Consider the following 14827-nt stretch of genomic DNA (forward strand, 5'->3'; position numbering starts at 1 on the left):
GATCAGCTCCGCTGGATCGCTAAATAGGCGGTGCGCTCACGCTCATTGGCTGGAAACAGTTTTGCTGGCGCATAGCCAGAGAGCTTGCCTAGGTAGGGTTTTGGCAGCGGATATGCCAAATCGCCAACCTTGGACGTGCGCAGCCGCATCCCCACAATTGCTTCGGCAAACTTGATTGCAGCAGCCACGCCGTCGATCACCGGAATGCCGAGCCGTTCTTCCAGGTATTTCGCCAGGTCCGCCATGCCGGCGCAGCCGAGAACGATTGCTTCCGAGCGATCATCACGCAGCGCTTCCTCGCACTCGCCCAGGATGATTGCGCGAGCGCTGGACCCGGGCTTTTCAAGCTCCAGCACGGGGACATCGGTGGCCCGGACGCGCCGACAATAGCCCTGCATGCCGTAGTTGCGCACCAGCTGTTCGGAGATGACGCGGGTGCGTTCGAGTGTCGTGACGATGGAGAAGCTGGTGGCGACAAATGCTGCCGCATGCATAGCCGCTTCCGCAATGCCAATGACCGGAGCTGCGGTGATCTCCCTGGCTGCGAGCAGCCCCGGATCGCCGAAGCAGCCGATCACATACGCGTCGGCGGCATCCCCTTCGAGTATCTCATCGATGGTGCCCAGGACGCTTAAGGCTTCGTCATAGTGCCCTTCGATCGATGCTGCGCCGGACCGAGATGTCGCGAGAACAACTTCGGTGCCTGGTGCTGCGACTGCACGCGCAGCTTCGCCCATAAGCTCGGTCATCGAAGCTGTGGTATTGGGATTTATCAGCTTAATTCGCATTCGCTTCTCCAATATTGTATACAATATTTTGACATCAATGGATTCTCAACGGAGCGCGATAGTTCGCCTCCGAAATGCTTGCATGGCTGACGGCCAATTCTGTCCGCGGGGTTGCCGGCGAGCCAAAGCTTGCCTTTTCGGCAAAGCTTCACCGTTGCCTGGAGGGTTCCAGGCCTCTCGGAGCACCATCTACCGCGTCTCAGTGACCAGCTCAGCTCTCCTCCGTCGATCATGCCGTTCGCGAAACTTCCTTTCGAAAAATACGATGTTGACGAAAGATTGTATACATGCCTAGAATGATATGTCTATACAAGTGAGCGCTAAATTTCCGTAGCGGAAGTTTCAAGGCGCCAGGGAACGACCATCAAAGAGAGGAGCTACCCAATGTCATTGAATAGACGTTCATTTTTGCAGGTATCGACTGCGGCCGTAGGGCTGGTCATGGCCGAGGCCGCATTCGCCAGGATCGCGTATGCCGAGGGAGCCGCCGGCACGCTCCGTGTCGCCATTGCCAAGCCCGCCGGCAATCTCGATCCGCAGAGCCACTACGCCATCTGGGCGATCCAGGACCTGATGTTCGAGCCCTTGGTGAAGTACGGCAAGGGCGGCCAGATCGAGCCGTGCCTTGCGACCGACTGGAAGATCGAAGATGGCGGCAAGACGCTTCATCTCACGCTTCGGCAGGGCGTAACCTTCCAGGACGGTACGGTGTTCGACGCCGCATCGTGCAAGTGGAACCTCGATCGCTGGCTGGGCAAGGAACAGTTCAGCTGGATGAACTGCTCCAAGTATTTCGAGTCCCTCGAAGTGGTCGACGACTATCACGTCACCCTCCATTTCAAGGAGCCGGTCCTCGCGCTCATGCAGGAGCTCTCCTACACGCGTCCCGTTCGCTTCCTGAGCCCGAAGTCCGTCGGCGCCGACGGCAAGTTCGGCGAGCCGGTTGGCACCGGACCATGGCGCCAGGTCAGTGCCGACGACACCCAGAGCGTCTTCGAGCACCACGAAGGCTATTGGGGCGAAATGCCGTCCTACGAGCGGCTCGAAGCCAAGGTCATCCCGGATCCACGGTCACGGGTCGCGGCACTGCGCGCCGGCGAGATCGACCTGATCGGCGGTTTCTGGATCGCGCCATTGACGCCGGAGGAAGGCAAGCAGCTCGACGCGGCAGGCTTCAACGTCGTCATCGACCCGGGCAACGTCTCGCTGGTGATGGCCTTCAATCCCGATCGTGCCGAGGCGCTGAAGGACCAGCAGGTCCGCAAGGCGATCAGCATCGGCATCGACCGCGCGGCTATTTCCCAAGCTCTCTACCATGGCTATGCGAAGCCGGCGGGCAACCTGTTTTCGTCGGCCCTGCCCTATGCCGGCAAGCAGCACGACGCTCCCGTCCGCGACGTGGCTGCCGCCTCGGCCCTGCTTGACAAGGCCGGCTGGACGGGCAGTCCCGTCCGCTCCAAGGATGGCAAGCCGCTGACGCTCGAAATGGTCGTCAGCCCCGATGCCATTCCCGGCTCTCGCCTGATCGCCGAGGTGATCCAGTCGGAGATGAAGGAGATCGGCGTCGACCTCGTCGTCCGATCGGTCGACCATGCGTCAAAGCACACCGACATGCTGGAGAAGAAGTATGATCTCGGCTTCTTCCTGACCTATGGCGCTCCCTATGATCCGTTCGGATCGGTGGTGGCGCTCTGCCTGTCGACCTTCAAGAACGACGTCGAAGGCAAGCTGGTCACCGACGCCGTCAATCTGGACCCGCTGATCAATGCAGCGACGGCGGCGAGCGGGGATCAGATCGAGCCGACGATCCAGAAGGTCTACGACTGGCTCTATGACAACGACGCGATCGCGCCGCTGGTCTACGTTCCCAGCATCTGGGCGCACTCCAAGCGTGTCCAGGGCTTCACCAGCCCGGTCACCGAATACGACATGCCGTACGAAAAAATCGTGCTGGCCGACTAAGGGAGGGTGCCTTGATCCACTTCATCAGCAAGCGGCTGAAGCATTCCCTGGTCCTGTTGTTTCTGGCTTCCGTGGTCTGCTTCACGCTCGTCGTCTCAGCCCCGGGCAACGTTGCCGTCCTGATTGCCGAGCTGCGCGGCGCGGTTGCCGTCCCGGGATACGTCGCTCAGGTCGCCGAAGAGATAGGACTGAACAAGCCACTGCTGATGCGCTACGTGGATTGGCTGGGTGATGCGGTCCGCGGAGATTTCGGCATCTCCTACAGGACGGGCCAGGCGGTCAGTGCGGATCTGCCACAGCGCATGATGGTCACCGGGACACTTATCGCGGGCAGCGCTGTGATTGCGACCCTGCTCAGCCTGCTTCTCGGCTTCCTGGGGGCCTTCTGGCCCTACAAACTGCCAGACCGCGTTTCGCGCGGTCTGGCCCTCATCGGGGCGTCGACACCGACCTTCTTCGTCGGGGCGTTGATGATCTACGGCTTCTCCGTCACCTTCCAATTGTTTCCGTCCTTCGGTTTCAACGGTCCCGCGAGCTGGGTGCTGCCCTGGCTCACGGTTGCGGTCCTGCCGGCGGCAGTGCTCAGCCGTGTCGTGCGTGTCGGACTGGAGGAAGCCATGACCAGCCCCTACGTGCTGACGGCCAAGAGCAAGGGACTGGGGCGCACCGCCATCCTGTTTCGCGAAGCGCTGCCAAACATCACGCCTGTCTTCATCAATGCACTTGGCACCCAGGTGGGGTTGATGACGGCCACCGGGATCATCGTCGAGCCGCTCTTTGCCTGGCAGGGTGTTGGTGACTACTTCCTCGCAGGCGTGCGCTTCCGCGACTTCATGGTCGTGCAGGCATGCCTGCTGATCTTCCTCTCCTTCTTCATCGTGGTGAACCTGATCGTCGATCTTGCGGTCCTGATGACCGATCCCCGCATCCGGCGCCAATGGAGCTGATCATGAACAAACTCAATTCACTTTTCGGCCGGCTGAACAAGTTCCCCCGCGCGGCCCTGGTCGTCATCGGCCTGTTCGTTGCGCTGGGGACCTTTGCCCCCTGGCTCGCCCCTCAGGATCCCAGCGCGCAGAATCTGCTGGAGGGAAGTGCCGGGCCAAGTGCCGCTCACTGGCTCGGCACTGACCATCTCGGCCGAGACACCCTCAGTCGGCTGATCATCGCTGCGAACACTTCGCTGGTCAGCGTTGGTTCGGTCCTCATCATCGCAATGACGATCGGCATCCTTATGGGCACGATCGCCGGCTATCACCGTGGCTGGGTCGATGACCTGCTGATGCGTGTCGTTGACGTGGGCCTGTCGGTCCCCAGCCTGATTGTTGCGCTGGCGGTCATTGGTATTGTCGGCCCCGGCTACTGGACCATGGTGCTTGCACTTGCGCTGGCATGGTGGCCGATGAGCGGTCGCATCAGCCGGGCGGTTGCGGTAAGCATCATGAGCAAGCCACATATCGAGGCCCTGCGTGTGCTTGGCGCCAGCCCCTGGCGAATCTACTTCGGCCACCTGCTGCCCGGCACCATCGGCGCGGTCATGGTCTATGCCACAGCAGATGCCGGCACGGCCGCTTTGGCCGTCGCGACGCTCAGCTTCCTTGGTCTGGGCATCCAGCCGCCGACGCCGGAATGGGGGCAGATGCTTGTCGATGCATTGCCTTATCTCGAATCCGATCCGCGCCAGGTGATCCTGCCTGGCCTGGCTCTGACCGCTGCGGTCATCGGCTTCAACACGCTCGGAGAGTCCATCGCGCTCAATCGCATCCCGAAGCCGCTGACGCGGCGCATGCTCGCCGCGCGGCGGATCGAAGTCGCCGGCTGGGGCAAGGAGAATTCCGATGCATGACGAACCGCTTCTGAGCGTCAGCAATCTGACTGTTGATCTGTTGACCGCAAAATCCGCCGTGCGTCCCGTCGACGGGGTAAGCTACACGGTCCGCCAGGGCGAGTGCCTTGCCATCGTCGGCGAAAGCGGCAGCGGCAAGACGGTGATGAATTTCGCTCCGCTCGGTCTCATGCCCACCGGCGTGACAACGAGCCTGTCCGGTTCGGTACGCTTTGGCGGGCGTGAACTGATCGGATTGCCGGAACCCGATATCCGCAAGTTACGCGGCAAATCCATCGGCTTCATCTTCCAGGACCCGATGAGCGCCCTCAATCCGGTGCGGCGCATCGGTCGCCAGATTGCCGAGATGGCGGAGCTTCACCTCGCTATGACACCGCGCGCGGCGGAGGCGCGCGCGCTGGAACTCGTCAAGCTCGTCGGCATCTCCGATCCGGCTGCCCGGCTCCGCCAGTATCCTCATGAGTTGTCGGGCGGTCTCAGGCAACGCATCGTCATTGCCACGGCGCTGGCGGGCGAACCCAAGCTGCTGATCGCCGACGAGCCGACGACCGCGCTCGACGTGACGGTTCAGGCCCAGATTCTGCGCCTGCTCAAGGACCTGCAGCGTCGGCTCAACATGGCCATGGTGCTGATCACTCACGACATGGGTGTGGTCGCAGGTGCCGCCGACAATATCGTTGTCATGTATGCGGCACGGGCAGCGGAACGCGGTCCGGTGGACAAGGTTCTGGTCACGCCACGCCATCCATACACACGGGGCCTGATCAACGCGATTCCGAAACGGGAAGACCCGATTGGTTCGCTTTTCCGTGGACTACCTGGCATTCCGCCGACGCTCGGCGCTCCGCTCAAGGGTTGTGCATTTGCGCCGCGCTGCGACTTTGCAGTTCCCGCATGCACGGCCAGCCGGCCTCCCTTGGTGCCTTCGGCGGACGGTTCGGTCTTTGTCGCTTGTCCCGTCGTCAATGAAGGAAGGGCAGCAGCATGACACACGGACCTGTTCTCAAAGTCGAAAACCTGCAGACCAGATTCAAGAGCGTCCAGCGCGGCAAGTTTGTGCACGCGGTCGACGATGTTTCCATCGAACTCTATCCGGGTGAAATCGTTGGCCTGGTCGGCGAGTCCGGCTGCGGCAAGTCGACGCTCGGGCGCACCATCGTCGGGCTCGAGAAGGCAACCGCCGGACGTGTGCTGCTCGATGGCGTCGACCTCAGCACGCTTTCGGGCCCAGCTCTCCGCGACAGCCGCAGGGCGCTGCAATACGTATTCCAGGATCCGTATTCGTCCCTCAATGACCGCCAGACGGTCGGGGAAGCCATCGACGAAGCCCTGCAGATCGACGGGCTCAAATCCAGGGCCGATCGCGACCGCCGCACCAAGGAGCTTCTCGACCAGGTCGGCCTCGCGGATGCGGTCAAGGATCGCCACACGCGCGAGCTCTCCGGTGGCCAACGCCAGCGCGTTGCCATTGCTCGTTCCCTTGCCGTCAATCCACGGGTGTTGATCTGCGACGAGCCGGTCAGCGCGCTGGATCTGTCCATCCGCGCCCAGGTGATGAACCTGTTCCTGCGATTGCAGAAGGATTTGGGCGTCGCCTGCCTGTTCATTGCCCACGACCTCGAACTCGTCAGGCAGGCGGCCACGCGCGTCTATGTCATGTATCTCGGCAAGATCGTCGAGCATGGCCCGTCGCAGGAGCTCTACGACCATCCGAGCCATCCCTACTCGCAGATGCTGCTGGCCTCGGTGCCCGAAGCCGATCCCATCGCCGAGAGACAGCGCAAGGTCCCGTTGATGGTGGGGGAGGTGCCGAGCCCGACCAATCCGCCGTCCGGCTGCAGGTTCCGAACCCGCTGCCCCATGGCGGTCGAGGACTGCAAGCAGCAGGTGCCACCCGCGTTGAAGCTGTCCCCAGGGCACGATGCGGCCTGTGTGTTTGCCAAGGATCTCCACCGCGGCAAGCGATCAGCTCTGCTGGAGGCGGAGGCTGCAGCAACACGCATTGATGCCTTGGCCTCCTGACCCGGTCGCAAAGAAACGCCTGGTTTTCCGCGGCGCGCTACCACTCCCGGCGCGCCGCGTTATCCCAACTCCAGGCGTCAGCCGGCAGTGCGTTCGAGGTTCCCTATCTCGGTAAACGCACTGCCGGTTCCCGGGACGAACATCCCCGAGTTGACGCAGCCGTTCTGCACGAGAAGTCGGCTGGGATCGGGCCTGCGAACACCGCTATCCAAGACGATGGCTCTCTACCTCACGCCGTCCAAAACGCCACGGCAAGGGGTTGACAGCACGGTCGCCAAGTCGTTCGAGGTCGACGACCTGAATCATGAAAGAAGCGGCTCCACTCCAGTCCTTGATTACCTGTAGCCCCTAGCGCGAGCTCCGGCGCACTGGCGCTCCCCGATCAGCCTTGCGCCCCAAGATCGCCCCCAGCCCTGCCCCACCCCGCCTCCCCCTACCCCCGCGCCGCCCCCATCCCGAGCAACTGCCGCCGCATGCTCGTAAACGCGTTGTCGTCGGCGTGGTTGGTGTTGTCGGCGTCGGGGTGGTGATGGGTGGCGCGCAGGTCGGTCGGGGACTGGCCGAAGGCCTGGCGGAAGGCGCGGCTGAAGACCGAGGCGCTGCCGAAGCCGCATCTTGTCGCGATGATGCCGACATAAAGATGCGCCTGGGCCGGGTCGGTCAGCGCGTGGTAGGCGCGCGTCAGGCGCCGTTGCTGGATATATGCGCCGACGCCGCCGATCGGCTCGAACAGCCGGTAGAGCTTGGCCCGCGACATGCCGAGCCGCTGGCACAAAAATTCCGGCCCGAGGTCGGGTTCGGGCACATTCGCCTCGATGAGCCGGCGCGCGGCCTGCAGCGAGGTGCCGGCGGATGCCTGCTCGATCATCCCGCGGCCCTGGGCCGAGGCGCCGGCGAAGGCCGCCACAAGGGCTGCCGTGCCGTGGGCGGCGGCACCGGCGTCCTTCGCAGCCAGCCCGGGGGCCTAGTCGTAAAGCGCGCGCAGATGGCAGGCCAGCATGGCGTTGAGCGCGGTCGAGCGCTGCAGGATGCGCCCATGCAAGGCGTCGAGATCGGCGACCAGCGGGGCCAGCAGGGCGCGCGGCAAAACCAGCGAGAGGCTGCGGTAGCGCGGCGCGCGCAGGCTGGACTGCCGGGTCATGTCGAGAACAACTGCCGAAAGCGCGGCAAGACAACTCGACGAACTCATGGTCATCCTTTTTCGCCCCGAAGCTCCAGGTTCCTCCTTTCGACGCCTCCGGCTGGCTATCGGGTCTGACCGGGTTGGAACGGACGATACTGTCCGTTCCTTTCATTTGCCGGCATGCGCCACTTCCATTTTCTCAACCCTTTCCAACATCCGTTTTCGGGGTCGATTTTCCGGCTGACAACTGCCGTGCAGCCAGAAACATCACCGTGTACGCTGCCTTCCGCCGGTCCCAGCCCGCAGATTCTGCCGTGTCGAGCACCTCGGTCAGCACCGGCTCCAGCACGACTTTAAGATCGGCCTCATAATCGAGTTCGGTAGCCGCACGTTGCGGCGGCGCAATCTTGTTGATGTTGGTCGTATCCATGCCAATCACCCGTCCGTCTGGAGCCGTGTCCGCGCCTCGATGGACGCGGACACGGCCTCTCTGTCTGTCTCTTAGAAGTCCATGCCACCGCCGGGCATCGCCGGCAGCGGCGCGTCCTTCTTCGGCTTCTCGGCCACCATCGCCTCGGTGGTGACCAGCAAGCCAGCGACGGATGCCGCGTCCTGAAGTGCGGTGCGCACCACCTTCACCGGATCGATGACGCCCTGTGTGTAGAGGTCGCCAAACTCATTGGTTTGTGCGTTCCAGCCATAGCCGAACTCGACCTTGTCGCGCAGCTTGCCGACGATGATCGAGCCTTCGGCGCCAGCGTTTTCCGCAATCTGTCGCACCGGCGCTTCGAGGGCGCGGCGCACGATCTCGATGCCGTGTTTCTGGTCGGAATTGTCGGCCTGGACATTGTCGAGCGCCTTCACTGCGCGCAGCAAGGCAACGCCGCCGCCCGGCAACACACCTTCTTCGACGGCGGCGCGGGTGGCATGCATGGCGTCATCGACGCGATCCTTGCGCTCCTTCACCTCGACCTCGGTCGAGCCGCCGACGCGAATGACGGCGACGCCCCCGGCGAGCTTGGCGAGGCGTTCCTGCAGCTTCTCACGATCGTAGTCCGAAGTGGTCTCTTCGATCTGGGCCTTGATCTGGGCAACACGCCCCTGGATCTCGGTCTTGGAGCCGGCGCCGTCAACGATGGTGGTGTTTTCCTTCTCGACGACCACCTTCTTCGCGCGGCCCAGCATGTTCAGCGTCACATTCTCGAGTTTGATGCCGAGATCTTCCGAGATCGCCGTGCCGCCGGTCAGAATAGCAATGTCTTCCAGCATCGCCTTGCGGCGATCGCCGAAGCCAGGCGCCTTGACGGCCACGACCTTGAGGCCGCCACGCAGCTTGTTGACGACGAGCGTGGCAAGGGCCTCGCCCTCGACGTCCTCCGCGATGATCAGCAGCGGCTTGCCGGATTGGACCACCGCTTCCAGAACCGGAAGCAGCGCCTGCAGGTTGGACAGCTTCTTTTCGTGGATCAGCACGTAAGGTTCGTCGAGCTCGACGCGCATCTTGTCCTGGTTGGTGATGAAATACGGGCTGAGATAACCGCGATCGAATTGCATGCCCTCGACGACTTCGAGCTCGGTCACCGCGGTCTTGGCCTCCTCGACGGTGATGACACCCTCGTTGCCGACCTTTTCCATGGCCTCGGCAAGGAATCGGCCGATTTCGGCGTCACCATTGGCCGAGATGGTCCCCACCTGGGCGATCTCGTCGTTCTTGGTCACCTTGCGCGCATTGACCTTGAGTTCTGCGACCACGGCGTCGACCGCCTTGTCGATGCCACGCTTCAGGTCCATCGGGTTCATTCCGGAAGCGACAGCTTTGGCGCCTTCCTTGACAATCGCCTGGGCAAGCACGGTCGCCGTTGTGGTTCCGTCGCCGGCGATGTCGCTGGTCTTGGACGCGACCTCGCGCACCATTTGCGCGCCCATGTTCTCGAATTTGTCCTCCAGCTCGATCTCCTTGGCGACGCTGACGCCGTCCTTGGTGATGCGAGGGGCGCCGAACGACTTGTCGATCACGACGTTGCGGCCCTTGGGACCGAGCGTGACCTTCACAGCGTTGGCGAGAATGTCGACACCGCGCAGCATCTTCTCGCGGGCTTCGGTGTGGAATTTGACTTCCTTAGCAGCCATTCTTCTTGCTCCTTCTCAAAACGGCAGGTTCCACTCAGGCGGCCTTCTTCGCCTGGACCGCGGCATCGATCACGCCCATGACGTCGGACTCCTTCATGATCAGGAGATCCTCTCCATTGAGCCTGATCTCGGTGCCGGACCATTTGCCGAACAGGATGCGGTCGCCAACCTTGACGTCGAGCGACAGCAACTGGCCGCTGTCGTCGCGGGCGCCCGGACCAACGGCGATGACCTCGCCTTCCTGCGGCTTTTCCTTGGCGGTGTCGGGGATGATGATGCCGCCGGCCGTTTTTTCCTCGGCCTCGATGCGGCGGACCAGAATACGGTCGTGCAATGGACGGAACGTCATGTCGTTCTCCTCATGGACAAACAGATTTTTGAGGTTCCTCCGCGCCGCATCCGAAGCGGTGCCGGCGCGGGGTGCGCGACCCTCTTCGGCATCGCGCGCAATCGATCTGGGTGAGGTGTTTTTGAGTTTCAAGAGGTGGCTGCAAAAATTCCAGCGCTCGGGTTTGCCGAGTGCTAGCGCGCTGAATTCATGAAGCTATCCGCCGCGAAGCCGCGAAAGCGGGGGCTTGCAATTTCGTTCGAATTCTCCAAATTTTTCTGTCCGACGGTGGTTCGCCTGGGACCATCGTCGGATCGTCAACGCAAGGAGATTTTTGTAACGGAGGACCATCGATGGAACGAACTGTCCCGACGATTATCCCCTCGACCGCCCCTGAAATCACGGATCTGTCACTGGACCGTCTGCTTTTCCCGGCCCGGTTCTTCAGCCATCCCGACGACGTGATAACGGACGATCAACTCGGCATTGAGGAAAAGCGCGCCATTCTTGCCTCCTGGGCATCGGATGCATGCGCGGTCGAATCCATACCGGCCCTGCGCAAGCCACCAGGCATTGCGGCCCCGGTGACTTTCGATGCCGTCATGGATGCGCTTCGCCGGCTCGATGAAATCCGCGCCGACGTCGCTTGCAAATTCGACCAGAGCGGCAACCGCGAACGCCCGGAAAGATTGGACGCTTGATGGTGACCGAGAAGAAGCTTGTGGTCAGCAGGGAATTCCGGCTCCAGATGGAGGGTTACGGCCTCACGACCGCGGAGATCCATTATCACCTTCCTGATTACCCGCGGTTGTTGCAACTTTATGTCTGGCAGGAATACGACCTCGCACCGGAATTCCCAACGCTGAGAGGTTTCCTGAGCTACTGGGAACAGGAACTTGAAGGTGCGCTGCATTCCGTGCGCGTTGCCCACCACCGCCTGATCAAACCTGCCGAGTGGCAGGCAGTGGATGGGGTATTTACGATTCAGTGAGCACCGGGGCCCGGTGCAGCCGGGCCCTCTGTCTCGTCATCGTCGGGTTCAATCAAGTCGATCAGTGCCGCAACCCGCGTTCCGGGCAGAGGGCGGCCTTGCCCCATCAACGCGTCGTCGCCGAAAGCCCACCCCCACGCCTCCCTGAGTTCCGCGAGCGAAGCGCCGGACAGGATCACTTGTGCAATCATCGTATCGTCCACCGGCCCGAGGACCGAGACAACGTCTTCCCGCGTCATGGTCATCGCTTAACTCCATCGTTTTGCCAGCAGACTAGATGGGCATTGGACGGAGCGCTTTCCAGCGGCCCCAGCCTGTGAACCCACCACCACGCCGTCAAAATGTCGGCTCGATGGCTCGCCCCTTGACGTCGCTCAAATCGCTTCCCAACTCATATTCCGTCGGCCGCTGCAAAGGGTCGACACGGTCAGGGAGCGCCAGGCTTCTTGGCGCGCCCTCGTACCTATGTTGCTCCAAGGAGGATGTAGCTATGAGAACAAATATGGACTTCTCTCCCTTCTACAGGTCGAGCATCGGCTTTGACCGGATTTTCGACCTGCTCGAAAAATCCAGTTCCCCACAGGCCGACAATTGGCCGCCCTATGACATCGTCAAGCTCGGTGAAGACACCTATCGCATCGCGCTTGCGGTAGCTGGGTTCGCAGAAGACGAGCTTTCGATCACCCATGAGCCAAACCTGCTCGTCATCAACGGCTCGAAGACGGAAAATGGCGACGTTTTTTATCTCCACCATGGACTGGCGATGAGGACCTTTGACCGTCGTTTCGAACTCGCCGACCATGTCAGCGTCACGGGCGCCAAGCTCGAGAACGGCCTGCTGATCATCGACCTCAAGAAGGAAATTCCCGAGGAGATGAAGCCGCGACGGATCGCGATCAACGCCGGCGCTGACACGAAGTCTGCCTCGAAGCGGATCGAAGGCAACGTAGCGGCATGATCTTAACTGAACCGTCCAGTGCGACACCCCATCTGGGGTGGGGTGTCGTCGCGACCAAACGAGAAAGGACAAACAAGAAAGACGAAAGGAAAAAGGCAATGAGTGTACGTGACCTGATCCCATGGAACCGTGGCAACAACCAGGCCCCGGCGATCAATCGCAGTGAGGACATGGATCCGTTCATGTCGCTGCATCGCAACGTCAATCGGCTGTTTGACGAGGTGTTCCGGGACTTTGACACACCGTCGGTTCTTGGCCGCATGACGCCTCGCAATGGCACCTGGCCAAGCGTCGAATTCTCGGAGAACGACAAGGAAATCCGGGTGGTCGCGGAAATGCCCGGGCTTGACGAGAACGATGTCGAGGTTCTGCTTGAAGACGGTGTTCTCACACTTCGCGGCGAGAAGAAATCGGAAACCGAAGACAAGGATCGTCAGTTCAGCGAACGCTATTACGGGCGTTTCGAGCGGCGCCTTGCTCTCGGCCGCGAGGTCGAGGAGGACAAGGTTGAGGCGGCATTCAAGAACGGCGTCCTCACCGTGACCCTGCCCAAGACGGAAAGGGCGCAGGCGAACGCCAAGCGCATCACAATCAATACCACCAAGTGACAGCTGACTGACCGGCCGGGTGCCCAAGCCCCCCGGCCGGCATCCTTCAGACGAGGAGGAGTCGATGGCGGAGCGGCTGACACCAAACAAGGAGACGAACCGCATCCGGTCGAATTGCGGGCGGATGGCGAAGGCAAAGAACCAGCTGACGTTTCCCGCCAAACGGCCACCACTGAGCGGGCAAATTTCGGCGCGGATTTTCCGGCCTGGCCGTTCCATCATGACCTCGGCCCGCGGCGGGGCTCAATCGTGGCGGCTGATGTTTGAACGGCGGACGCCGCCCTTCATTGACGCTTTGATGGGCTACACCGGAGGCGATGATACGCTGACCCAGGTCGAGCTCGAATTTCCGACCCTGGAAGCGGCCATAGCCTTCGCTGAAAGACAAAACCTAGCCTACGCCGTGCTGAATTCCCCACCAGAACGGCCTCGAGCAAATGTTCGATCGCTTCCCCGCGAGCCACGGAAAAGCAGATCGAGGCACCGGACACAACCACAAACAGGGAGGTAAGAATGGCAAAACTCACCTTCTTGGCTCCGGTGCAGGTTGAAACAAACGGCGGTGTCCACGAGATCGACTCGGTCCAGGATGCGATGATGTTCCTGAAGCACTGGCCGACAGGTCGTCGGGGGCCGGTGTTCACCTGCGCCGAGCGAAGCTGCAATGCGGCGATCGCCGGACAGATGTCCGTCGAACAGGCGCGACAGGCCTTTGTCAGCTTTGCAAGAATTGCCGGCGTCTTGATCAGCGCCGAGCCATTGTCGCCATTGCCGAAGGTCGGTCGAAAGCAGCCGCGCCAACGCGCAGTTTGAGTTCCGAGAAACGTCGGCGACGCCATCGTCGCCTATTTCGACAACACCGGCAGCATCCCGATGGTGTTTGGCGCCCTGACGCCGGCCGGATTACGCAGCTTTCCGCCGGGGCCGCCACCGGCGCGCAGCAGGCGACATCTTATGCCATGGACCAGTTCCTCGGCGTGCTCACCGACCCGTTCGTCGCCGGGCGCAGCGCACCGGCCGGTGACGCCGGCACCAATGGTGGTCTCGCCTCTGCAGAGGATGGCAAGGGTGCAGCCAATGCGGCTCTGACGGCCATCACATCGCCCGACAAGACGTTGGCACGCGACGCCGCACTGGTCGGCGCTGCGGTCGAGACGAGATGGCAAAACGGCTGGTCGGTGACGGCAGGCTTCGAAGGCGAATTCTCCGACGTGACGCGGTCCTGTTCAGGCAAGGGCGTGCTGCGTCACGCCTGGTGAAGCGAAACGTGCCGCTGCGCGCGCCTGCCCGCCGGACCGCGCCGCTCGAGCCATGCCGGGGGCACAATCAGGCCGGCACATAACTCAGCCGGATGACGTCGCCATCATAGCGCTCGGTTCCGGTCAGGCGCAGCGGCGGCCGGGGGCCGGCGAAAAAGGGCGTGCCGTGGCCGAGCACGACCGGGTGCAGGTAGATCCTGTATTCGTCGATCAGGCCCCATTCGGTCAGGCAACGCGCCAGTTCAGGGCCGCCGACCTCCACCTCGCCCTCCAGCTCGACTTTTAGCCGGCGGATTTCGGCCTCGGTCTCCGTGCCGAGCAGCCTTGCGTTGGGTCCGACCGTCTGCAACGTCCTGGAGACCACCCATTTCGGGTTCTTGCGCCACGCCGCCGCAAAGGCGCGCCTGTCCGCATCCCAGCCGGGCTGGTCCTCGTCCCAGTAGCGCATCGTCTCATAGAGGCGGCGGCCATAAAGGCTGCCGGAGAGCTTCTCCGTCTGCTCGACAAAGCGGCGATAGAGTCCTGGGCCCGGGGCGAAGGGGAAACGATCGTGATCGACAAAGCCATCCAGGGACTGGTTCATGCCAAAGAAGAAGAACGCCATGCAAAGGCTCCCTGAAACGGGCCATTCGACCTCGCTGCATCCTGCCGCGTGACCGCGGCCGGCGCAACGTTGACCCTCGCAACTTTGGTGGCCATCTCCGGCACGGCCGAGATGGACAGCACGGTCTACGCCAGCCTTGATCGCGTTCGGCTGCCGAACCTTGGCAAATGCATGGCGCTTGGTCATCTCCACAAGCTTGCGGGAGCGA

The 14827-nt window shown here is 62.2% G+C and carries 20 protein-coding genes; 12 read left to right on the forward strand and 8 right to left on the reverse strand.

Annotated elements, in window-relative coordinates; all coding sequences use genetic code 11:
* Positions 1 to 2: 2 nt before the first annotated feature.
* Positions 3 to 788, reverse strand: coding sequence for an aspartate/glutamate racemase family protein (locus tag N7E70_RS21230; protein ID WP_192317331.1), 786 nt, complete (start codon positions 786 to 788; stop codon positions 3 to 5).
* Between the two features lie 384 nt (positions 789 to 1172).
* Between N7E70_RS21230 and N7E70_RS21235 the strand changes: the two genes are divergently transcribed.
* From N7E70_RS21235 to N7E70_RS21255, 5 genes are read left to right on the forward strand one after another with little or no spacing between them, the layout of a single operon-like run.
* A complete protein-coding gene (locus N7E70_RS21235; protein WP_263007532.1) occupies positions 1173 to 2750 on the forward strand; it encodes a nickel ABC transporter substrate-binding protein in 1578 nt (525 codons plus the stop codon).
* Positions 2751 to 2761: 11 nt separating this feature from the next.
* Positions 2762 to 3697 (forward strand): ABC transporter permease, encoded by a 936-nt coding sequence (locus tag N7E70_RS21240; protein ID WP_067963553.1) that lies wholly within the window; start codon positions 2762 to 2764, stop codon positions 3695 to 3697.
* On the forward strand, positions 3688 to 4596 hold the full coding sequence (locus N7E70_RS21245; protein WP_263007533.1) for an ABC transporter permease: 909 nt from the start codon (positions 3688 to 3690) through the stop codon (positions 4594 to 4596). Before N7E70_RS21240 ends, N7E70_RS21245 begins: the two co-directional genes overlap by 10 nt.
* The gene (locus tag N7E70_RS21250; RefSeq protein ID WP_263007534.1) at positions 4589 to 5584 is read left to right on the forward strand and encodes an ABC transporter ATP-binding protein; all 996 of its coding nucleotides are present in this window, start codon (positions 4589 to 4591) and stop codon (positions 5582 to 5584) included. Before N7E70_RS21245 ends, N7E70_RS21250 begins: the two co-directional genes overlap by 8 nt.
* The gene (locus N7E70_RS21255) at positions 5581 to 6618 is read left to right on the forward strand and encodes an ABC transporter ATP-binding protein (protein WP_067963562.1); all 1038 of its coding nucleotides are present in this window, start codon (positions 5581 to 5583) and stop codon (positions 6616 to 6618) included. Before N7E70_RS21250 ends, N7E70_RS21255 begins: the two co-directional genes overlap by 4 nt.
* A gap of 433 nt (positions 6619 to 7051) precedes the next feature.
* Here the strand turns inward: N7E70_RS21255 and N7E70_RS21260 are convergent, their stop codons facing one another.
* The 5 genes from N7E70_RS21260 to groES all read right to left on the reverse strand — a co-directional run bounded on the left by N7E70_RS21260 (position 7052) and on the right by groES (position 10220).
* Complete coding sequence (locus N7E70_RS21260) at positions 7052 to 7525, reverse strand: helix-turn-helix domain-containing protein (protein ID WP_263007535.1); 474 nt, start codon at positions 7523 to 7525, stop codon at positions 7052 to 7054.
* A gap of 57 nt (positions 7526 to 7582) precedes the next feature.
* Positions 7583 to 7813: a hypothetical protein gene (locus tag N7E70_RS21265; protein WP_067963571.1), complete on the reverse strand. Its 231-nt coding sequence runs from the start codon at positions 7811 to 7813 to the stop codon at positions 7583 to 7585.
* A 127-nt stretch (positions 7814 to 7940) separates the two neighbouring features.
* The gene (locus tag N7E70_RS21270; RefSeq protein ID WP_067963574.1) at positions 7941 to 8171 is read right to left on the reverse strand and encodes a hypothetical protein; all 231 of its coding nucleotides are present in this window, start codon (positions 8169 to 8171) and stop codon (positions 7941 to 7943) included.
* 71 nt (positions 8172 to 8242) lie between these two features.
* On the reverse strand, positions 8243 to 9871 hold the full coding sequence (groL, locus tag N7E70_RS21275) for a chaperonin GroEL (protein WP_067963576.1): 1629 nt from the start codon (positions 9869 to 9871) through the stop codon (positions 8243 to 8245).
* Between the two features lie 34 nt (positions 9872 to 9905).
* Positions 9906 to 10220 (reverse strand): co-chaperone GroES, encoded by a 315-nt coding sequence (gene groES / locus N7E70_RS21280; RefSeq protein WP_067966797.1) that lies wholly within the window; start codon positions 10218 to 10220, stop codon positions 9906 to 9908.
* A gap of 332 nt (positions 10221 to 10552) precedes the next feature.
* Between groES and N7E70_RS21285 the strand changes: the two genes are divergently transcribed.
* Positions 10553 to 10900 carry a hypothetical protein gene (locus N7E70_RS21285; protein ID WP_154387322.1) on the forward strand — a complete coding sequence of 116 codons (348 nt, stop codon included), beginning with the start codon at positions 10553 to 10555 and terminating at the stop codon, positions 10898 to 10900.
* Positions 10900 to 11190 (forward strand): usg protein, encoded by a 291-nt coding sequence (locus N7E70_RS21290; protein ID WP_154387323.1) that lies wholly within the window; start codon positions 10900 to 10902, stop codon positions 11188 to 11190. Before N7E70_RS21285 ends, N7E70_RS21290 begins: the two co-directional genes overlap by 1 nt.
* On the opposite strand, the gene N7E70_RS21295 is transcribed toward N7E70_RS21290, so the two are convergent.
* Positions 11184 to 11435, reverse strand: a complete 252-nt coding sequence (locus N7E70_RS21295) for a hypothetical protein (RefSeq protein WP_067966802.1) — start codon at positions 11433 to 11435, stop codon at positions 11184 to 11186. The two genes, N7E70_RS21290 and N7E70_RS21295, sit on opposite strands and share 7 nt — an antisense overlap.
* Before the next feature lie 245 nt (positions 11436 to 11680).
* Here N7E70_RS21295 and N7E70_RS21300 point away from each other — a divergent pair, with 245 nt between their 5' ends.
* The 5 genes from N7E70_RS21300 (at position 11681) to N7E70_RS21320 (ending at position 14015) form a co-directional block, all read left to right on the forward strand.
* Positions 11681 to 12148, forward strand: coding sequence for an Hsp20 family protein (locus N7E70_RS21300; RefSeq protein WP_263007536.1), 468 nt, complete (start codon positions 11681 to 11683; stop codon positions 12146 to 12148).
* Positions 12149 to 12246: 98 nt separating this feature from the next.
* Entirely contained in the window at positions 12247 to 12756 is a 510-nt protein-coding gene (locus N7E70_RS21305) for an Hsp20/alpha crystallin family protein (protein ID WP_154387325.1), read from the forward strand.
* 64 nt (positions 12757 to 12820) lie between these two features.
* Entirely contained in the window at positions 12821 to 13267 is a 447-nt protein-coding gene (locus tag N7E70_RS21310; RefSeq protein WP_263007537.1) for an ETC complex I subunit, read from the forward strand.
* A 2-nt stretch (positions 13268 to 13269) separates the two neighbouring features.
* A complete protein-coding gene (locus N7E70_RS21315; protein ID WP_263007538.1) occupies positions 13270 to 13569 on the forward strand; it encodes a DUF982 domain-containing protein in 300 nt (99 codons plus the stop codon).
* Positions 13570 to 13715: 146 nt separating this feature from the next.
* The gene (locus N7E70_RS21320) at positions 13716 to 14015 is read left to right on the forward strand and encodes a hypothetical protein (RefSeq protein WP_263007539.1); all 300 of its coding nucleotides are present in this window, start codon (positions 13716 to 13718) and stop codon (positions 14013 to 14015) included.
* Positions 14016 to 14082: 67 nt separating this feature from the next.
* Here the strand turns inward: N7E70_RS21320 and N7E70_RS21325 are convergent, their stop codons facing one another.
* Positions 14083 to 14619, reverse strand: coding sequence for a dihydrofolate reductase family protein (locus tag N7E70_RS21325; protein WP_263007540.1), 537 nt, complete (start codon positions 14617 to 14619; stop codon positions 14083 to 14085).
* Positions 14620 to 14827: the final 208 nt, after the last annotated feature.

Source organism: Aminobacter sp. NyZ550 (genome assembly GCF_025628925.2).
GTDB classification, from domain to species: domain Bacteria; phylum Pseudomonadota; class Alphaproteobacteria; order Rhizobiales; family Rhizobiaceae; genus Aminobacter; species Aminobacter ciceronei.